We start from the raw sequence: 19,763 nt of genomic DNA, 5'->3' as shown, positions 1-19,763 counted from the left end.
GAAAAGTTCTGCTCAAAGTTTGGGTCTCGATCGCCCTTGCCCCCGAGCAGATCATGGCGGACATTCCCAGCGACGGCGGAAATTTCCTATCGGAGCACCGTATGCATCCTTGCAAGGCCCTGTCCGTGCCCCTGGTCGCGTTACTCGTCGCGACCTTGACCGGCATCCCGCCCGCCACAGCCGACACCCCCGCCATCAAGATCGAGGGCAGCGCCACGCAGCCGATCTTCTCCAGGGCGGACGCCATCGCGCAGACCGTGTACGTCGAGGTCGAGGGGACCGACAGCGACAACGACGGCAAGCCGGACCGCGTCGCCGTGGACATCCTGCGGCCCAAGGAGACCGACGAGGGCCTCAAAGTCCCCGTGATCATGGAGGCCAGCCCCTACTACGCCGGCGGCAACGACGTCTCCAACCACCCCGTGGACGTCGACGAGAACGGCAACCCGCTGCCCGGCCTGCGCGCCGACGCGGCCAAGACGGTGCCCCAGCCCTTCGACGGCTACTACGACAACTACTTCGTCCCCCGCGGCTACGCCATCGCCCTGGTGGAGAACCTCGGCAGCGGACGCGCCACCGGCTGCCCGACCTCCGGAGACCGCAACGAGACGGCCGGACCCAAGGCCGCGATCGACTGGCTGAACGGCCGCGCCAAGGGCTTCGACGCCGGCGGCGAGCCCGTCGAGGCCACCTGGTCCACGGGCAAGGTCGGCATGATCGGCGTCTCGTACAACGGCACGCTGCCGAACGCGGTCGCCGCGACCGGGGTCAAGGGGCTGGAGACGATCGTCCCGATCGCCGCGATCTCCAGCTGGTACGACTACTACCGCGCCAACGGCGGCGTCCTGGCGCCGGGCGGATTCCAGGGCGAGGACCTGGACGTGCTCGCGAAATACGTGCTGACCAGGGAGAACGGCCAGGAGCTCTGCGGTGGGCTGATGGACCGGCTCACCGCCGAGCAGGACCGGATCACCGGCGACTACAGCCCGCTCTGGGACGCCCGCAACTACATGAACGACGTCGGCAAGGTCAGGGCGAGCGTCTTCCTGGTGCACGGGCTCAACGACTGGAACGTCAAGACCAAGCAGTTCGCGCAGTGGTGGTACGCCCTGGCCAGGCGGGACGTGCCGCGCAAGATCTGGCTGCACCAGGGCACCCACATGAGCCCCTTCAACCTGCGTACCGCCGAGTGGCTGCGGCAGCTGCACGGCTGGTTCGACCACTGGCTGCACGGCATCGACTCCGGCATCATGCGCGAGCCGCAGGCGGACGTGGAGAGCGCGGCCGGTCAGTGGGCCCAGCACGCCTCGTGGCCGCTGCCGGGGACGGCCACGGTGCCGCTCTGGCTGGGCTCGGGCGCGAAGCTGAGCCTGCTGCCGCGCCCGCTGTCGCGCAAGGAGTCATTCACCGACCAGAAGTCCAGGACGGCCGAGCAGCTCGTGGAGGCCTCGGGGTCCGATCCGAACCGGCTGGCGTACACGACCGGCACGCTCCCCACCGACGTGCGCATCTCCGGCACGCCCACGATCTCGGTGCGGGCCTCGCTGAAGGACGGCGCGTCGCCGTACCTGACGGCGTTGCTGGTGGACTACGGCACGGACGAGCGCCCGAACGGCACCCTCGTCTCGACCGGCCAGAGCTACTGCTATGGCGAGAGTGCCCCCGACGACTCCGGCTGCACGACGCTGAGGAGGCTCGGCACCGCCGTGACCCCCTACAAGATCGTCACCCGGGGCTGGCTGGACGTGCGCAACCGGCACCGCCCGGACCGGACCGAGCCGCTGCGGCCCGGCAAGGAATATGGCTTCACCTGGGACTTCCAGCCGACCGACCACGTGTTCAAGAAGGGACACCGGCTGGGTCTGGTGATCATGTCGACCGACGTCGACTACACCCTGCGCTATCCGCCGGGCACCAGGATCACGGTCGCGCCGGGGCACTCGTCCCTGCGGCTGCCCGTGGTGTGGGGCCGGCTGACGTGATGGGGAGGCCCGCCGCGCGCGCGGCGGGCCGTCACGCCAGGGCGGAGGTGATCGAGTCGAGCGGGCCGACCTCCCACAGCGCGGTCAGCGCGGTGGTGGCCATCACCCGCACGCCCATCGAGATCGCCTTCTCGTCGACGTCGAACGTGCCCTGGTGGATGTCGTAGGTGAAGCCGTCGGGCGAGCGCGTGCCGAGGCGGGCGAACGCGCCGGGGATCGACTCGAGATACCAGGCGAAGTCCTCGCCGCCGAGCGACTGCTGCGTCGGGACGACCGCGCCCGCGCCGAGCGCGCGCTCGGCGGCCTCGGTCAGCATCTCGACGCTGACCTCGTCGTTGACCACCGGCGGCACGCCGCGCGTGTAGTCCATCGTGGCCTCGACGCCGTAGGCGCCGGCCACCGACTCCAGCAGCGACTTGATCAGGTCGGGGGCGGCGTGCCAGGCGTTCTCGTCGAGGCAGCGGACCGTGCCCTCGGCGACGCCGTCGTCGGGGATCGCGTTGGCGGCCGAGCCGGCCTCGACCTTGCCCCAGACCAGGCTGAGGGACGAGCGCGGGTCGACGCGGCGCGACAGCGCGGCGGGCAGCTCGGTGAGGATCTTGGCCAGCGCGAAGACGAGGTCGGCGGTCAGGTGGGGGCGGGCGGTGTGGCCGCCGGGGCCCGAGACCCTGATGGCCAGCTTGTCGCAGGCGGAGGTGATCGGGCCGTTCCTGAGCCCGAGCTGGCCGACGTCGACGCGCGGGTCGCAGTGGAGGCCGAAGATGCGGTCGACGCCGCTGATGCCGCCGTGGGCCATGACCTCGAGCGCGCCGCCCGGCAGCTCCTCGGCGGGCTGGAAGATCAGGCGTACGCGGCCGGGCAGCAGGCCGGCGGCGGCCTGCTGGGCGAGGAAGAGCGAGGTGCCGAGCAGGATCGTCGTGTGCACGTCGTGGCCGCAGGCGTGGCAGACGCCAGCCACGGTCGAGTGGTAGGAGACGTCCTTCTCGTCCTGCAGCGGCAGCGCGTCGATGTCGGCGCGCAGCGCGATGGTCGGGCCGTCGCCGCTGCCCACGTCGCAGATCAGGCCGGTGCCGCGGGGCAGCACCGAAGGGGCCAGGCCGGCGGCCGTGAGCCGTTCGGCGATGCGCTGTGTCGTGCGGTATTCGGCGAAGGCCAGCTCAGGGTGCATGTGGAGGTCGCGGCGGAACGCCACGAGATCCTGCTCGCTCTCCGCCAGGAACGCGTCGAGTTCTCCCCGAAGCTCACGTCCCCGCATATGTCACCGTCCCGTCCCAATGCCGCACTGCCCCGAACGTCTCGGGCAACGCGGCTGATGCGCTGTGAAAACTCGTCCATCCCCGCGGGGCGCCCGGATCGGGCGACCGCTCGGCGACGCAAGAACACACCCACTGGTGTCAGGTGCGCGAGATCGTCAGCACGGGCTTGCGTTCGTCGGTCGCGAGTGCCGCCGCGGCCCGGGAGCACAGCGGTCGGCCGTGAGCCCGATGGCGATGCTTCGACTTTATCGTCCCCGCGCGGCTTCCCGGCGACAGATACACCAAAAGTTAGCCGATGGCATGCCCGTAACCTGGGGTGGGTCACGCAGCGTCAGGGGTTGCGTGATCCCGAAATAGTCACAAGGGATCAGTAGATGGTGACCCGTTGTCGCCAGTTCCAAACGTGGTCAGCGATTCCGAATCCTGTCACCTTCCGTCATGGTCATCACACTTCGACGATGGCTGCCTCTGGGAAGAATGCGTGCTTCACTCGCTATATGATCACTAATATCCCGTTCGGGGAGAAGTATGCTGGGTTGAGCATCTTCGAGCCGGTCGAGGGGACCCTGGTGGTCGTGCCCTCGCTCTCGCTTCCGCAGGACGAGCTCCGCCGCATCACGGGAGTCAGGTCGTACGAGGAGCGCCTGCTCTTCCTGCTGCTCACGCTGCGGGAGCCCGGGGTCAAGGTGATCTATCTCTCCTCCGCCCCCATCGATCCCGACATCATCGACTATTACTTCAGTTTCCTCCCCGACCCTGACGACGCCGCCAAGCGCCTCACGCTGATCACCCTCGACGACCCCTGGTCTCAGCCGTTGACCAGGAGCCTGCTCTCCCGTCCCGACGTGATGGAGCAACTGCGATCGGCGATCGACGGCGACGCCTGGCTGGTGCCGTTCGTCCTGAGCGAGCTGGAGGAGGAGCTCGCCTCGTCACTCAACGTGCCCCTCTACGGTCCGGCCACGTCCCTTTCCTATTACGGCTCCAAGAGCGGCGCCCGCGAGGTGGGACACGAGGCGGGCGTGCCGATGCCGCGCGGCTTCGGCGACCTGCGGACCGAGGTCGAGATCGAGGAGGCGATGGAGGCGGTGCCGGGCGAGCGGGTGATCGTCAAGCTGAACGACGGTTACTCCGGGCTCGGCAACGTGATCGTCGACAAGGCCGACCGGTCGCTGACCCGCTTCTCCGCGGCGGGAGAGACCTGGGCCAGCTACACCGCCAAGATCCAGGAGCGCGGCGCGGTGGTCGAGGAGTACATCGAGCACCGGCCGCTCTACTACCCGAGCGCGCTGGCCTGCATCACGCCGGGCGGGGACGCGCGCGTGCTGGCCACGCACGACCAGATCCTCGGCGGCGACAGCGGCCAGGTCTACCAGGGCTGCACGTTCCCGGCGGCGGAGGAGTACCGCTCCGAAGTGGGCGCGTCGGCCGGCGGGATCGCCCGTGCGCTGGCCGAGCGGGGCGTGGTGGGCGTGTTCGGGATGGACTTCTTCGCGCTCAAGGCCGACGCCGGGTACGCGGCGCTGCTGTGCGAGATCAACCTGCGGATCGGCGGCACCACGCATCCGTTCGGCGCCGCCATGCTGACGACCGGGGCCACGTACGATGCGGCCACCGGTCTCCTCATGGCCGGAAGTCAGCCGAAGTTCTACACCGCGACCGACAATTGCGCTTCGGTCTGCCTGCGCGGGCGCACTCCCGGCGAGATCGTCAGGACCGCCGAGCGGCTCGGGGTCGGGTTCGACCCCGAGCGGCGCACCGGGAACGTCTTCCACCTGCTCGGTGCCGTGCCCGAGCACGGCAAGCTGGGTTTCACCTCGATCGGGAACTCGCGGGAGGAGGCCGACGAGCTGCACGCGCTCACCCGGCGTCTCTACTGCGGCCCGTGACGGAACCACGGCCCGTGCCGCGCAGCCCGCGCCAGCCGATGACCGCCAGGATGACGGCGAGCACGACGTTCACCACGACGAGGATGCCGTGCACCACGTAGAAGCTGGTCGGATGGCCGTCGGCCAAGTTAAACCCCAGGTTGATCCACTCGAAGATCATGAATCCGCCGAGGATGATGAGGAATCCGGCGATCTTTCGCGACATGCCCATCTCTCTAGTATCGAAGCTGGATCTCCGGGGGATGTGTCGCCACATGGGCATTCACACGGAGCTACGCTGAGACCGCCATGTGGACGAAAATCATGCCAATTGCGGCATTTATCGCCTCAGTCTCGCTCACCGGCGGGACCGCCTACGCCGCACCGACGACACCGGTCGGCGGCGAGGCGCTGGGCCGCCGTGGCCTGGTGTCGCCCGACGGCGTCAAGAAGCCTCCCAAGAGCAAGGCTACGTCGTACGTCATCGCGGACCTCACCACGGGGAACGTGCTCGCGGCGAAGGACGCCCATGGACGTTACCTGCCGGCCAGCACACTCAAGGCGCTGACGGCGCTCACGCTCATCCCCAAGCTCGACAAGAACCGCGAGATCCGGCCGAGCCGCAACGCCTGCAACCAGGAGGGCAGCGCGGTCGGCCTGTCCGTCAAGGCGAAGTACAAGGTCGAGGACCTGTTCAGGGGCCTGATGATGTCGTCGGGCAACGACGCCGCCATGGCCCTGGCCGAGACGAACGGCGGCCTGGACAAGACCATGCGTGACATGAACGCCGAGGCCAAGCGGCTGCAGGCGAACGACACGGTGGCCAAGACGCCCAGCGGCCTGGACAAGCCGGGGCAGAGCAGCTCGGCCTACGACCTGGCGCTGATCGCCCGCGCCGGACTGGCCAACCCCGACTTCAAGCGCTACATCAGCACGAAGACCGCGAACTTCCCCGCACCCAAGGGCAAGCACTACCAGATCAGCAACCACAACAAGCTGCTCTGGCGGTACAAGGGCATGATCGGCGTCAAGAACGGCTGGACCTCGAAGGCGAGGGCCAGCTTCGTCGGCGCGGCCACCCGTGGCGGCCACACGATCGTGGTGAGCATCATGCGGCACGAGGGCTTCTTCTGGGACGAGGTCGCCAAGCTGCTCGACTGGGGCTTCTCGGTGCGCGGCAAGGCGACACCGGTCGGGAAGCTCGTCGACCCGCTCCCCGACCCGCGGGCCGCCGCGCCCAAGCCGGAGGCCTCCACGTCCGTCACGCCCGCCGCCCAGCCGGCGCTGCTGGACAGGGCCGCCTCGAAGCAGACCGACTCCACCAAGACCGTGGGTGCGCTCGTGATCGGCGGCGGGCTGCTGTTCGGCCTGATCTGGCTCGCGTACGGGATCCGCCGCAAGCGCGGCAGGTCACGGCTCTGACGACGTCCCCGGCGCGGGCACCGGCGACGGGGACGGCGGCGGGCTGAACCCCGCCGTCGACGTCCACGCGGCGACGAAGAGCACGAGCCTGGCCGAGATGTTGATCCAGACCAGCAGGCCGACGATGACCGCGAACGCGCCGTAGACGGGGTTGCTCAGCGTGTGCCCGAGCAGCAGGGTCGCCGCCTGCTTGAGCACCCCGAACACGAGGGCGCCGAGCAGCGCGCCCTTGGCGATCGCCCGGAACGGCAGCCCGGCCCTGGCCACCCACCCGAGCAGGATCACGAACAGCAGCCAGTCGGCGCCCACGCTCGCCACCACTCCGGCGATCCTGAGCCCGAGCGTCACCAGCATGGACGAGCCGCCGAAGAGCGCGTGCAGCACCTTGTCCGTGGCCGTGGTGGCGAACCCGGCCACCAGCACGGACAGGATCATCGTCGCCCCGACGATGACGAGCGAGGCGAGGTCGCGCAGCTTGCCGGCGACGAAGCCGAGCGGCGGCGCGGTCGTCATCGACATCTCGCGCAACGCCTCGCGCAGCGCGTCGAGAGCGCCGAGCCCGGCGTAGAGGAGACCGAGCAGGCCGATGATCCCGGCGGTTTCCCTGGCCTGGGCGATGCCCTCGAGGTCGAGCTGGGGGGCGAGACCGGGCAGCCGCTCGGCGATCGCCCGCTGCAGCGCGTCGCGGGTGGCTTCGCTGGCCGCCACCGCGAACCCGAGCACCGCGTACGACAGCGAGAGGAGCGGGAAGAAGGACAGGAAGGCGAAGTAGGTGACCGCGCCGGCCAGCCGGTCGCCCGACTGCAGCCGGTAACGCTGCACCGTCATGATGAGGTGGTCGATCGACGGCCGGCGGACCCGCCAGTCGTCCACCGTGCGCCGGCCCCAGGCCTTCACCGGCTCGAACCGCTCCGCCAGACTCGCCATCCCACTCCCATTCCCCGGCCGATCACCCTTTCACGAGCGTGCCGCCATCACCTCCCCTGAGCAGGGCGGAATCCAGTACAGGCGATCTTCGTGGGCCCTAGCCTGTGCAGTTAGGACCGACCCAGGAGGCGCCACGCCCATGGCCGAAATCAGCACCGGGCAGATGGTCAGGCTCCAGCGCGAACGAAGGGGCATGAGCACCACCGCGCTGGCGACCCAGGCCGGCTGCACCGCCAGGCACATCGAGCTGATCGAACACGGCAAACGCACCCCGTCACTCCCCCTCCTGCGGGAGATCGCCAAGGTGCTCGGCGTACGCACCACGGTCCTCTTAGGAGAGACGCCGCGCGACTCCCACGAGCCGAGCCGCCCGCAGATCCGCGACATCGAACGCGCGCTGTTCACCTGCCGCACGCTGACCCCCGACATCGAGCCGCCCGACGCCGAGCAGCTCACCGAACGCGTGGCGGCGGCCCGCAACGCCTGGTTCACCTCGGCCCGCCGCTACTCGATCCTGATGGCCGCCCTGCCCTCGCTCATCTCCGACGCCGAGAACCTCGCGCTCGAACGCACCCCCGCCTCCCACGGCGTCGCGACCGACGCGTACCTGCTGGCCAGGGGCGTGCTCAAACATCTGGGCCGGGTGGACCTCGCCCACCTCGCCGCCGACCGGGCCATGCGCTTCGCCGAGGAGTCGGCCGATCCGCTGATGAGAGCGTGGGCGTACTGGAGCCTGGGGCAGTCGATGTTGTCCGACGACATGCACCAGATCGCGTACGACGTCGCCCGGCGGGGCCTCGAAGTGCTCGAACCCCACGTCGCCGGCGGAGACGAGCGCCACAGGAAGGCGCTCGGCGCGCTGCACCTGCTCGCCGCCGTCGGCGCCGCCCGCTCGGGCGACGACGACGAGGCCAGGGAACGGCTGCGCGGTCCCGCCACGCAGCTCGCGGAGCGGGTGCACGAGCACTCGGACGGCTACGACCTGGCCTTCTTCGGACCCACCAACGTCGCCATCCACATGGCCAGCGTCGAGAACGACGCCGGCCGCCCCGACGCCGTGCTGCGCATCGCCGACGACATCGACCTGCGCCGCACGCCGTCCATCGAGCGGCGGACCACCCACCTCGGCCACGTGGCCCGCGCCTGCGAGGACCTCGGCGACGACGCCGCCAGCCTGCTCCACCTGCTGCGCCTCGAGCGGGAGAGCCCCGAGGAGCTCGACCACAAGCCGCTGCTGAGAGAGATGGTCCGGGCTCTGGCACGGCGGGCGCGGCCCTCGTGGGCGCCGGAGGTCCGCTTCCTGGCCGAGCGGCACGGCATCCTGATCTGAGGAGCGAACTCTGAGTTCGGTCCATGCGAACTGGGAGATCCTTCGCGTCAGTTCGTCACCGTGCGGCGTCCTGGTGCCACTCTGCGTTCATGACCACAGCGCCAAGTGCCCATCTCGTCATGGAAAGACTGCTTCAGGAGGCGACGCGCGAGTTTCCCGGCTGGGATTTCGACCGCGGACCCTCCGGCTGGACGGCCGTCCGCGGCGAGACCCGGTTCACCCGGCCAAGCCTGGCCGCCCTGCGGGCGCTGCTGCGGGTGCACCGGGTCGTGCGGCGCGGCTGACCTCGCGCGGCCTCCCATGGGGGAGGCAGGAAATCTCCAAGGCCCCGCGCGACGCGGTTGGCCGGTGACGCGGACGGGGATGTTCGGGAGCCCGGCCCGGCGTTCGCGCGGGTCGGGCGGGTTCGCTGATCACCGTCCGAGGAGATCACCATGAACGATCAGCGGTTCGGCGTCCACTCCGAGGTGGGCACGCTGCGCAAGGTCATCGTGCACCGGCCGGAGCTCAGCCTCAGGCGGCTCACCCCGGCCAACAGCGACCAGCTGCTGTTCGACGACATCCTCTGGGTCGAGCAGGCGCAGCGGGAGCACGACGCGTTCGTGGCCCTGATGCGCGAGCGCGGCATCGAGGTCCATTACCACCAGCAGCTGCTGGCCGAGGCCCTCGACACGGGCTTCGAGGCCAAGTGGCACGCCATCGAGGAGACCGTCACCCACCTGACGGTGGGCCCGGTCCTCGTCGACACCGTCAGGGAGACCCTGGCCGGGTGGAGCGGCGACCGGCTCGCCGCGGCCCTGATCGGCGGCCTGACCAAGGAGGAGTTCGGGACGGCCGCCCTGGAGCACTCCTCGCTGGTCGCCGCGGCGGGCGAGAGCGGGGAGTTCATCCTGCCGCCGCTGCCCAACTCGCTCTACCAGCGCGACCCCTCGGCCTGGTTGTACGGCGGCGTCGCGCTGAACCCGATGTTCTTCCCCGTCCGGCTGCTGGAGACGATGAACCAGTCCACGATCTACCACCACCACCCGATGTTCGCGGGGCGCGACTTCGGCTTCTGGTATCCGTTCGCGGGTGACGACCGGCGTTTCAACGAGAAGGACTACGGCACGGCGGCGATGGAGGGCGGCGACATGATGCCCATCGGCAACAGGACGGTCGCCGTCGGCATCAGCCAGCGCACCACCACGCGCACCGTCGAGCATCTGGCGCTGTCGTTGTTCGCGGCGGAGGTCGCCGAGCGGGTCATCGCCGTCCACGTGCCGAAGAGCCGGTCGTACATGCACCTGGACACCGTCTTCACGCTGCTCGACGTCGACAAGGCCACGGCGTACCCGCCGTTCCTCGAAGCGGCGACCACCTACTCGCTGCGGCCCGGCGACAAGCCGGGCACCCTCGACGTGCGCCGCGACACCGGCTTCGTGAACGCGCTGGAGGAGTCGCTGGGCGTGCGCCGCCTGGATGTCATCCCCACCGGCGGCGACGACCACCAGCGGGCCCGCGAGCAGTGGGACTCGGGCAACAACTTCTTCGCCCTGTCGCCCGGGGTCGTGGTGGGCTATCGCAAGAACCAGTTCACCAACCGCAAACTGCGCGAGCACGGCGTCGAGGTCATCGAGATCGACGGTTTCGAGCTGGGCAAGGGCCGCGGGGGCGCGCGCTGCATGACCTGCCCCATCCTGCGCGACGACGTCTGAGCGCCCGTCGCACCCGCGGCGGCCGCTACGACGTGGGCAGGAAGCCGACCCGGTCGCGGACCTGGGCCATCGTCTCCCTGGCCACCGCCGACGCGCGCTCGGCGCCGATCGCGAGCATCCGGTCGAGCTCCTTCTCGTCGGACAGCAGCTTCTCCGTGCGCTCCCTGATCGGCGAGAACGCCTCGACGACCGCCTCGGCCACGTCCTTCTTGAACGTGCCGTAGCCCTGCCCTTCGTAGCGGGCCACCAGGTCAGGGATGGACGTGCCGGTCAGCGCTGACTGGATGCGCAGCAGGTTGCTGATGCCCGGTTTGTTCTCCTCGTCGAACAGCACCTCGGAGCCGGTGTCGGTCACCGCGCGCATGACCTTCTTGCGCAGCGGGCCCGGCTGCTCCAGGACATCGAGGATGCCGGCGGGGCTGGAGGACGACTTGGACATCTTCGCCGTCGGGTCCTGCAGGTCGGTGATCTTCTCGACCTCCTTCAGGATGTACGGCTCCGGAAGCCGGAACGTCGCGCCGAACCGGTGGTTGAAGCGCCCGCCCAGGTCACGGGTGAGCTCGAGATGCTGCTTCTGGTCGGCGCCCACCGGCACGCGGTCGGCCTGGTAGAGCAGGATGTCGGCCGCCTGCAGGATCGGGTAGGTGAACAGGCCGACGCTGGCGGCGCTCTCCCCGAACTTGGCGGACTTGTCCTTGAACTGGGTCATCCTGGCCGCCTCGCCCATCCCGGTGAGGCAGTTGAGGATCCAGGCGAGCTCGCTGTGCTCGCGCACGTGCGACTGCACGAAGACGGTCGACCGCTCGGGATCGAGGCCGGCGGCGAAGAGCTGCGCGGCCGCCACGCGGCTGCGGCGGCGCAGCGCGTCGGGCTCGGTCGGCACGGTGATCGCGTGGAGATCGACCACGCAGTAGAACGCGTCGTGGGTCTCCTGCAAGGTGACCCACTGGCGGACCGCACCCAGGTAGTTGCCCAGGTGGAAGGAGTCCGCTGTGGGCTGGATGCCGGAGAGTACACGAGGTCTGGCCATAGCAGGCAATTGTGTCAGGAATCCTGGTCGGGCGGCGACTCGACGACCGGACGGCGTTTCACGCGTACCCTGGCGATACGGCGGCCGTCGAGCTCGGTGACGCTCATCTCGAAGCCCAGCACCTCCACCTTCTCCCCGACGACGGGCACGTGCCCCAGCATGGCCATGACAAACCCGGCCAGCGTCTCGTAGGGCCCGTCCGGCAGCCGGATGCCGGTCTCGGTGGCGAAGTCGTTCAGGTTCGTCAGGCCGTCGATCTCGATCTCGCCCGCCGGCAGGACCACGACGTCCTCCTCCACGTCGTACTCGTCCCTGATGTCGCCGATCAGCTCCTCGACGAGGTCCTCCAGGGTGACGATGCCCGCCGTGCCGCCGTACTCGTCCACCACGATGGCCAGGTGCTGGCCCTCCGCGCGCATCTCGTTGAGCGTGGTGAGCAGCCGCTTGGACGCGGGCACGAACTTCGCCGCCCTGATCGGCACGACCGCGCTGATCGGCTCGCTCCGCCCGGCCAGCTCGGGGTCGAGCAGGTCACGCACGTGCACGAACCCGACCACCTCGTCGTACGACTCGCGGTAGACGGGGAAGCGCGAGTGCGGGAGCGTGGCGGCCAGGCGAGCGGCGTCGTCCAGCGGCGTGTCCGCCTCCATGAACTCCACCTCCGTACGCGGCAGCATCACCTCCCTGAGCTGCCGCTTGCCCGCGGCGAACACCTCCGCGATCAGCTTGCGCTCGTCGGCGGTCAGGTCGGTGTGGCCGACCACCATCTCGCGCAGTTCCTCGGTCGTGACCTCCTCCCTGTCGGCCTTCGGGTTGCCTCCGAGCAGCCGGACCACGACGTCGGTGGACTTGGACAGCGCCCAGATGATCGGGCGCGACAGGGCGGCGAGCCGGTCGAGGAACGGCGCCACGTACAACGACAGGCCCTCGGCCCGCTGCAGCGCCAGCCGCTTGGGGGCCAGCTCCCCCAGCACGAGCGACACGTACGAGATGGCCAGCGTCACCAGCACGAGCGCCATGACGGGGGCGACGGCCTCGGGCACCCGCCACCCTTCGAGCACGGGCACGAGCTGGGCGGCCAGCCGGTCGGCGCCGAACGCGGCCGACAACATGGTGGCCACCGTCACGCCGATCTGCACGGCGGACAGGAAACGGTTGGGGTCGCGGGCCAGCTTGGCCACACGCTCGCCTCTGCGGCCCCGCTGCGACATCTGGCGTACCTGGCTGTCCCTCAGGGACACCATCGCTATCTCGGCGGCGGCGAAGAAGCCGCCGATCAGAATGAACAGCAGAACCAGGGCGATGTTGGCCACGACGGTGTCAAACATGGTGGTTGGCAGCGTACTCGGCCGCTTTCCCGCGTATGCTGAACGGCAAGCCGTACAAAATCAAACATATTTGAACAGGAGTGAACATGAGGCTGCTGGTCACGGGTGGTGCCGGATACGTCGGCAGCGTCGTCGCGGCGCAGCTCGTCGAGGCGGGCCACGAGGTGACCGTACTCGACGACCTGTCGACAGGGCACGAGGACGCCGTGCCCGAGGGCGCCCGATTCGTGCGGGCGGACATCGCCCACGCGCACGACGCGCTCGACGGCGCCGACGCGGTGCTGCACTTCGCGGCCAAGTCGCTGGTCGGCGAGTCGGTGGCCAAGCCCGGACTCTACTGGGCCAACAACCTCGGCGGCACGCTGGCCCTGCTCGACGCCATGCGGGACAAGGGCGTGGCCAGGATCGTGTTCTCCTCGACCGCGGCCACGTACGGCGAGCCCGAGCGCTCCCCCATCCAGGAGAGCGACCCGACGCGCCCCACCAACCCCTACGGCGCCTCCAAGCTGGCCGTCGACACCGCGCTGACCGCGTTCGCGCAGGTGCGCGGGCTCAGCGCGGTGAGCCTGCGCTACTTCAACGTGGCCGGCGCCCACGGCCGCTACCGCGAGCGGCACACGGTCGAGACCCACCTCATCCCCAACGTCCTGAAGGTCGCGACCGGCGAGCGCGACTCCGTGAGCGTGTTCGGCTCCGACTACCCGACGCCCGACGGCACCTGCGTGCGCGACTACATCCACGTGTCCGACCTGGCCAGGGCGCACCTGCTGGCGCTCGGCGCGATCACGCCGGGCGAGCACAAGATCTACAACCTGGGCAGCGGCACCGGCTTCAGCGTCCAGGAGGTGATCTCGGTCTGCCGCGAGGTCACCGGCCACGAGATCCCCGTCGTCGTGGGCGACCGGCGGCCCGGCGACCCGGCCGTGCTGGTCGCCTCGTCCGCGAAGATCCAGCGCGAGCTGGGCTGGAAGGCCGAGCGGGCGGCGTTGGGCGACATCGTCTCCGATGCCTGGAGAGCGCTTTCGCCAAACACCTGATAAGAAGGCGAGATATGTGCTGGGATATCGAAACGTGAGGAGCTTTTCACCAAGGGTCACGAAGCTGCTCTACGGTGCCCTCGTCGTGGCGGGCAGCCTGATGGCCGCCGCCGGCGTGTTGTTCGCGACGTCGCAGCCGGCGCCGGCCCTGCAGCCCACGCCGGCGATCCTGCCCGTGCCGTCGATCCAGTCCGTGCCCGCCGCACCCGTTGTGCCCACCGCGGCCTGCCCCTAGCAGGGCGGGCCCACGAACGCGAACGCGCCCCCGTGACGACGAGGGCGCGCGTTTCGCGTTCGGGCGGTGCCTGCCGCTCAGATGAGGCCCAGCGACGTCACCGCGTCGCGCTCCTCCTCCAGCTCGCGCACGCTGGCGTCGATGCGCTCCCGGGAGAACGCGTCGATCTCGAGACCCTGGATGATCTCGAACGCGCCGCCGGCCGCGCGCACGGGGAACGACGAGATGAGCCCCTCGGGCACGCCGTAGGAGCCGTCGGAGACCACGGCCGCCGACGTCCACTCGCTGCCGTTGACCCAGTCGTGGACGTGGTCGATCGCGGCGTTGGCCGCCGAGGCGGCCGAGGACGCGCCGCGCGCCTCGATGATCGCGGCGCCGCGCTTGGCCACCGTCGGGATGAACGTGTCACGCAGCCAGTCGCCGTCGACCTGCTCGGCCGCGACCTTGCCGCCCACCTCGGCGTGGAACAGGTCAGGGTATTGGGTGGCGGAGTGGTTGCCCCAGATCGTCATCTTCTTGATCTCGGTGACCGGCACCTGAAGCTTGGCGGCCAGCTGCGACAGCGCGCGGTTGTGGTCGAGCCTGGTCATCGCCGTGAAGCGGTCGGCGGGCACGTCGGGCGCGTTGCGCTGGGCGATGAGCGCGTTGGTGTTGGCCGGGTTGCCCACGACCAGGACCCTGATGTCGTCGGCGGCGTGGTCGTTGATCGCCTTGCCCTGAGGGCCGAAGATGCCGCCGTTGGCGCCGAGCAGGTCGCCGCGCTCCATGCCGGCCTTACGCGGCATGGCGCCCACCAGCAGGGCGACGTTGGCGCCCGCGAAGGCGACGTTGGGGTCGTCGGTGATCTCGATGCCGGACAGCAGCGGGAACGCGCAGTCGTCGAGCTCCATCGCGGTGCCCTCGGCCGCCTTCACCGCCGCCGGGATCTCCAGCAGGCTCAGCCTGACCGGGACGTCGGCGCCGAGCAGTTGCCCCGACGCGATGCGGAACAGCAGCGCGTAGCCGATCTGGCCGGCTGCTCCGGTGACGGTCACCTTGACGGGCGCAGTGGCTGACGACGCCATGGCCTTCCCCTAACTCGCAGGACGATTCGTTGACCTTCGGGATGTTACCCGCACGTCATCAACAGGTTTCCATCGCGGGTACCTTCAGCTCCATTTCGAAATCGACCCTACCGAACCTGCTGGTCAGGAGCCGCTTGACGACACCCCTGGCGTAGAGGTCGGCGATGACGGCCTTGACCGCCTTGCAGGTCTTCACGTCGCCGTTCCTTATGCCGACCGCGTAACGCTCGTTGTTGAGCTTGGCGCCGAGGATCTTGTAGCGCATGCTCTCGCGCTGCGCGAAACCGGCCAGGACCACGTCCTCCCCCGGCACCGCGGCGACCTTGCCGCTTCTGAGCAGGTCCATGCAGGCGGCGTAGTCGCTGGCCGCCACCGGCTCGACCGTCACCTTCTCCTGCACCTCGCCGAGGGAAGAACTGCTCGGGGCGCAGACCTTCTCGCCCTTGAGATCGGCGATCGTGTCGTGGTCGCTGTCCGCGCGCACCAGCAGGTCGCGGTGCGCCAGGTAGTAGGGGCCGGCGAACTGTGTTCTGCCCTTGTCGATGGAGTACGCGGCGACGACGAGGTCGACCTGGCCCTTCTCCAGCGCGTCGGCCCTGTTGCCCCTGCTGACCTGGACGAACTTCGTCTCCTTCGCGCCGAGCTCCGCGGCGAGCTCTCTGGCGATGTCGACGTCGAAACCGTCGAAACCGTCGCCGTTGCGCAGGCCGACGCCGGGCAGGTCGCCCCGCACGCCGATCACGATCCGCCCGGTGCCGGCCACCTTGTCCACCACGCTCGGGCGGGAGGGATCGACCGTCTGCTCCGCCGTGCCGCCGAAGGGCAACGACAGCCAGCCGTTCATCGTCGCCGCCACCGCGGCGGCCGCGACGAGGGCGAGCGCGGCGGCCGCCGCGACCCCTGCCTTCGCCCACCTGCGCCGGCCGCGAGTGGCGAGCTTCTTCGCCGCGTACGGCGTCCCGCCGCCCTCAGACGGCCCCGTCTCGCCCGTGGGCGGCCCGGACTCGCCCGGAGGCGCCGTCTCCTGCCCTGCCGCGCTCTGAGGCCCCGTCGCGGCGTTCCCTGTGCCCGTGCCCGTCCCTGTGCCTGTGCCCGTGCCCGTCCCGGCGCCCGTTTCCGTCCCCGTCGCGGCTTGCCCCACCGCGGGCCAGGCCGTGCGGGCGTGGTGGCCGGAACCGGTCTGATGGCCCGTGCCGTGGAACGGCCCCTGGCCCGTGCCGTGGGCCGGCCCGTGGGTCGGTACGGCGGAGGCCCGCCGGCTGGGGCGGTCGGTGATCGACCCCGCCGACACCCGGATGAACGGCGTCGTGTCGTCGCCCGCCAGCTGCACGCCCTTGGTGAGCACGGCCGTCGACGCCCCCGCCGTGGACGACTGCCCGAGCAGCCGCAGCAGGATCTGGTCGGCCGAGGGCCGCTCGGCCGGCGACTTGGCCAGCGCCGAGCTCACCACGCTCCGCAGCGGCTCCGGCATCATGTCGACGTCGACCTCGTGGTTGAGGATCCGGTTGAGCACCACCGCGATCGACTTGCCCTCGAAGACCGTCTCTCCCGTCGCCGCGAAGGCGATGGTCGCCCCCCACGAGAACACGTCGGTGTAGGGGCCGATGTCGTCGCCGGCGATCTGCTCGGGCGCCATGTAGGCGGGCGTGCCGATGGCCCGGCTGGTGATCGTGCCGGTGGAGTCGATGATGCGGGCGATGCCGAAGTCGACCACGCGCGGCCCGTCGGCGGCGATCAGCACGTTGTCGGGCTTGAAGTCGCGGTGGATGATCGAGGCGTGGTGGATGGCGGTGAGCGCGGTGGCGGTGCCGATGGCGAGGCGGTCGAGCGCCGTGCCGGTGAGCGGCCCGTCGGTCTCGACGAGGTCACGCAGCGCCTTGCCCTCGATGTACTCGCTGGCGATGTACGGGGTGTCACCGTCGAGGTCGGCCTCGATCACCCTGGCCGTGCAGAACGACGCCACCCGCTGCGCGGCCTTCAGCTCCCTGGCGAACCGTGACCGGGCGATGGTGTCGCCGCTGAACTTCACGTGCAGCAACTTGATGGCCGCACGCTCCCCCTCGTCGTTGACGCCGAGGTAGACGATGCCCTGACCGCCTTCTCCGACCCGTCCGGACAGCCGGAACGACCCCAGGTGGTCGGGATCGCCGGCCACCAACGGTGCGATTCGCGGCATTCGTCATCCCCACGTGTGCTTGACCCCAACGACGCAAACTTTACGACGCCCAGCCACTTCCCAGGGATTTGTTAAGCCTTCGAGACCTTGGGGGTTCGCCGGCGTGGCCATGGGCACGGTCGAATGTGCAGCAGACGATCACCAGGAGCCGCTGATCATGGACCGTCCCTACGACATCGTACTTTTCGGTGCGAGCGGGTTCACCGGCGCCCTCACCGCCGCCTATCTCGCCCGCGCCGCCGGCCCCGGCACGCGGTGGGCGCTGGCGGGGCGCGACCGGGCCAAGCTGGAGCGTCTCGGGCTCGACGTACCCATCCTGCTCGCCGACGCCACGGACGCCGGCTCGCTGGCCGAGCTGGCCCGCCGGACGCGCGTCCTGGCCACCACGGTCGGCCCCTACATCACGTACGGCGACCCGCTCGTCGCCGCGTGCGCCGACGCCGGCACCCACTACCTCGACCTCACGGGCGAGCCGGAGTTCGTGGACCGGGTCTACGTCCGCCACCACGACCGGGCCGTCAGCAGCGGCGCCAAGATCGTGCACGCCTGCGGCTTCGACTCGATCGTTTTCGATCTCGGCACCCTCTACACCGTCTCCCAGCTGCCCAAGGACGTCCCGCTGACGGTCAGCGCCTTCCTGCGGGCCAACGCGCGCTTCTCCAGCGGCACGCTGACCAGCGCGATGTCCATCGTCGGACGGGCCAGGCAGGCCGCCGAGGCCGGCGCCCGGCGCCGCTCCGCCGAGACAGGGCCCCTCGGCCGCAGGGTGAGCGCCAGGGCGGGCGGCCTGCGTTACGTGGGCGGCTGGGCGCTCCCGATGCCCACCGTCGACCCGCGCATCGTCGGCCGCTCGGCCCGCCTCCTCGACCGCTACGGCCCCGACTTCGCCTACCGCCAGCACATCGCCGTCAAGACCCTCCCGGCCGCGCTGGCGGTCGCGGCGGGCGCCGGGGCGTTCGCGACGCTCTCCCAGGTCCCCGCCGTACGCGGCTGGCTCCAGAGCCGGGTGAAACCCGGCGAGGGTCCGTCGCCCGAGCAGCGCGCGAAGAGCTGGTTCAAGGTCACGTTCCTGGGCGAGGGCGGCGGCGAGCGGGTCGTCACGGAGGTCGCGGGCGGCGACCCCGGCTACGACGAGACCGCCAAGATGCTCGCCGAGTCGGCGCTCTGCCTGGCCTTCGACGACGTGCCCGACCTCGCCGGCCAGCTCACGACCGCCTCGGCCATGGGCCGGCCGCTCATCGACCGGCTGCGGGCGGCCGGCATCGCCTTCACCACGCGATCGGGGTGACGTCGCGCCGGCCGGCCCCGGCCGTCAGTACGGCAGGCTCCACGTGAGGAACGACTTCCGCAGGTACGGCGCCTTGTACTTCGGGTACGCGACCGTCCGCGGGTCCCCGTCTGAGGTGTAGCGCATGTCCGGGTTGTTCTTGAGCCAGTCGAGCCACGCGTGCGAGCAGAACTGCTTGCAGTCGCCCTTCTTCTCCATGACCTTGATCCGCGGGATGCCCGCCGGGTCGAACGACTTGCTGAACGGCGCTTGGGCGGGCGTGTAGCCGGCCAGGAACGCCCCCTGGTGCTTGAAGTGCTTGCCCCGCATGGCCCACTGCTTCTTGCGCGGCTGGTTGCCGTACGGCAGGGAGATCGTGGTCGGCTTGACCGAGGACAACGTGCCGACCTGCTTGGCGATCGAGCCGATCTGCTCCTCGACCTTCTCGTGCGAGAGCCCGCGCAGGTTGAGGTGGTCGCGGGTGTGGTTGCCGATCTCGAAATTGTGGTTCTTCAGCCAGAGCAGCATCTGCGCCTGCTCCTCGGGGGTGCTCTTGCCGAACATGTCGCGGGTCACGTAGAAGGTGGCGGCCGGGCGGAAGCCCGGGTTCTTGGCGGCCACGTCGAGCAGGATCTCGACGGCGGTGTCCTTCTGCGGCACGCCCATCTGGTTCAGGGTGAGCTGCGACGGTGAGGAGTCGTCGAAGGTCAGGACCACGGGGTGCTTGCCGGCCGGGATGTCGATCTTGCCGGACACCATCTCGGCGGCCGTGATCGGCACGTACCCCTCCTTGACCAGCCGCTCCAGGTCCGCGCGGAACTGCTTCGGCGTCCGGTCGTCCGTCGTGGTCGGCTTGGGGATGACCCGGTGGAACATCAGCACCGGGATCTGCCCCAGCTCGTTCGCCTTCACGGCGGCCGCGGCCTTGGCCTTGGCCGCCTTGCTGACCTTGACCTTGGTGGCGGCGTCGGCCTTGCTGTCCGCCAGCCTGGCGGTGTCGGGCGGCGAGTCACAACCGGACACCATCGCGACCGCGGCGATCAGTCCCAGCCCGCCCATAATTCCCAGTCGCATCCGAACCCCCCGAGACACGAACGACCGTAACGGTAGGTAGCGGTGTGTGTACCTACAGGGAGGCTCCTACCCA

Annotated in this window: 17 protein-coding genes; 9 read left to right on the top strand and 8 right to left on the bottom strand. The window is 69.9% G+C overall.

The window, feature by feature from the left end:
- Positions 1-101 precede the first annotated feature (101 nt).
- A complete protein-coding gene (locus ABGB14_RS27190; protein WP_347646643.1) occupies positions 102-1,982 on the top strand; it encodes a Xaa-Pro dipeptidyl-peptidase in 1,881 nt (626 codons plus the stop codon).
- A gap of 31 nt (positions 1,983-2,013) precedes the next feature.
- Here ABGB14_RS27190 and ABGB14_RS27185 read toward each other — a convergent pair whose 3' ends face one another.
- Positions 2,014-3,237: a M20 family metallopeptidase gene (locus tag ABGB14_RS27185; protein ID WP_347646642.1), complete on the bottom strand. Its 1,224-nt coding sequence runs from the start codon at positions 3,235-3,237 to the stop codon at positions 2,014-2,016.
- Positions 3,238-3,774: 537 nt separating this feature from the next.
- On the opposite strand from ABGB14_RS27185, the gene ABGB14_RS27180 reads away from it, so the two are divergent.
- Entirely contained in the window at positions 3,775-5,127 is a 1,353-nt protein-coding gene (locus ABGB14_RS27180) for a peptide ligase PGM1-related protein (RefSeq protein ID WP_347646641.1), read from the top strand.
- Here ABGB14_RS27180 and ABGB14_RS27175 read toward each other — a convergent pair.
- Positions 5,099-5,338: a hypothetical protein gene (locus tag ABGB14_RS27175; protein ID WP_347646640.1), complete on the bottom strand. Its 240-nt coding sequence runs from the start codon at positions 5,336-5,338 to the stop codon at positions 5,099-5,101. The genes ABGB14_RS27180 and ABGB14_RS27175 overlap by 29 nt on opposite strands.
- A 92-nt stretch (positions 5,339-5,430) precedes the next feature.
- On the opposite strand from ABGB14_RS27175, the gene ABGB14_RS27170 reads away from it, so the two are divergent.
- Positions 5,431-6,528, top strand: coding sequence for a D-alanyl-D-alanine carboxypeptidase (locus tag ABGB14_RS27170; RefSeq protein ID WP_347646639.1), 1,098 nt, complete (start codon positions 5,431-5,433; stop codon positions 6,526-6,528).
- Here ABGB14_RS27170 and ABGB14_RS27165 read toward each other — a convergent pair.
- Positions 6,517-7,455 carry a YihY/virulence factor BrkB family protein gene (locus tag ABGB14_RS27165; protein WP_347646638.1) on the bottom strand — a complete coding sequence of 313 codons (939 nt, stop codon included), beginning with the start codon at positions 7,453-7,455 and terminating at the stop codon, positions 6,517-6,519. The two genes, ABGB14_RS27170 and ABGB14_RS27165, sit on opposite strands and share 12 nt — an antisense overlap.
- Before the next feature lie 139 nt (positions 7,456-7,594).
- Here ABGB14_RS27165 and ABGB14_RS27160 point away from each other — a divergent pair, with 139 nt between their 5' ends.
- The 3 genes from ABGB14_RS27160 to ABGB14_RS27150 all read left to right on the top strand — a co-directional run bounded on the left by ABGB14_RS27160 (position 7,595) and on the right by ABGB14_RS27150 (position 10,479).
- Entirely contained in the window at positions 7,595-8,785 is a 1,191-nt protein-coding gene (locus tag ABGB14_RS27160; protein WP_347646637.1) for a helix-turn-helix transcriptional regulator, read from the top strand.
- Between the two features lie 119 nt (positions 8,786-8,904).
- Positions 8,905-9,069: a hypothetical protein gene (locus ABGB14_RS27155; protein ID WP_347616638.1), complete on the top strand. Its 165-nt coding sequence runs from the start codon at positions 8,905-8,907 to the stop codon at positions 9,067-9,069.
- Positions 9,070-9,219: 150 nt separating this feature from the next.
- Positions 9,220-10,479 carry an arginine deiminase gene (locus tag ABGB14_RS27150; protein ID WP_347646636.1) on the top strand — a complete coding sequence of 420 codons (1,260 nt, stop codon included), beginning with the start codon at positions 9,220-9,222 and terminating at the stop codon, positions 10,477-10,479.
- Between the two features lie 25 nt (positions 10,480-10,504).
- Here ABGB14_RS27150 and trpS read toward each other — a convergent pair whose 3' ends face one another.
- Complete coding sequence (gene trpS / locus ABGB14_RS27145; protein ID WP_347646635.1) at positions 10,505-11,509, bottom strand: tryptophan--tRNA ligase; 1,005 nt, start codon at positions 11,507-11,509, stop codon at positions 10,505-10,507.
- A gap of 14 nt (positions 11,510-11,523) precedes the next feature.
- Positions 11,524-12,837, bottom strand: coding sequence for a hemolysin family protein (locus ABGB14_RS27140; RefSeq protein WP_347646634.1), 1,314 nt, complete (start codon positions 12,835-12,837; stop codon positions 11,524-11,526).
- 86 nt (positions 12,838-12,923) lie between these two features.
- Here ABGB14_RS27140 and galE point away from each other — a divergent pair, with 86 nt between their 5' ends.
- Both galE and ABGB14_RS27130 read left to right on the top strand, forming a co-directional pair.
- A complete protein-coding gene (gene galE, locus ABGB14_RS27135; protein WP_347646633.1) occupies positions 12,924-13,874 on the top strand; it encodes a UDP-glucose 4-epimerase GalE in 951 nt (316 codons plus the stop codon).
- A 34-nt stretch (positions 13,875-13,908) separates the two neighbouring features.
- A complete protein-coding gene (locus ABGB14_RS27130) occupies positions 13,909-14,109 on the top strand; it encodes a hypothetical protein (protein WP_347646632.1) in 201 nt (66 codons plus the stop codon).
- Between the two features lie 77 nt (positions 14,110-14,186).
- Here ABGB14_RS27130 and ABGB14_RS27125 read toward each other — a convergent pair whose 3' ends face one another.
- Positions 14,187-15,173 carry a malate dehydrogenase gene (locus ABGB14_RS27125; protein WP_347646631.1) on the bottom strand — a complete coding sequence of 329 codons (987 nt, stop codon included), beginning with the start codon at positions 15,171-15,173 and terminating at the stop codon, positions 14,187-14,189.
- A 58-nt stretch (positions 15,174-15,231) separates the two neighbouring features.
- Positions 15,232-17,349: a serine/threonine-protein kinase gene (locus ABGB14_RS27120; protein ID WP_347646630.1), complete on the bottom strand. Its 2,118-nt coding sequence runs from the start codon at positions 17,347-17,349 to the stop codon at positions 15,232-15,234.
- A 157-nt stretch (positions 17,350-17,506) separates the two neighbouring features.
- On the opposite strand from ABGB14_RS27120, the gene ABGB14_RS27115 reads away from it, so the two are divergent.
- The gene (locus ABGB14_RS27115; protein ID WP_347646629.1) at positions 17,507-18,637 is read left to right on the top strand and encodes a saccharopine dehydrogenase NADP-binding domain-containing protein; all 1,131 of its coding nucleotides are present in this window, start codon (positions 17,507-17,509) and stop codon (positions 18,635-18,637) included.
- A 24-nt stretch (positions 18,638-18,661) separates the two neighbouring features.
- Here the strand turns inward: ABGB14_RS27115 and ABGB14_RS27110 are convergent, their stop codons facing one another.
- Positions 18,662-19,690 carry a polysaccharide deacetylase family protein gene (locus tag ABGB14_RS27110; RefSeq protein WP_347646628.1) on the bottom strand — a complete coding sequence of 343 codons (1,029 nt, stop codon included), beginning with the start codon at positions 19,688-19,690 and terminating at the stop codon, positions 18,662-18,664.
- Between the last annotated feature and the right edge of the window lie 73 nt (positions 19,691-19,763).

Origin of the sequence: Nonomuraea sp. B10E15, assembly GCF_039871615.1 — a bacterium.
Taxonomy (GTDB): Bacteria; Actinomycetota; Actinomycetes; order Streptosporangiales; family Streptosporangiaceae; genus Nonomuraea.
The sequence above is the reverse complement of the archived record's forward strand: the minus strand, read 5'-3'. Positions and strand labels throughout refer to the sequence as shown.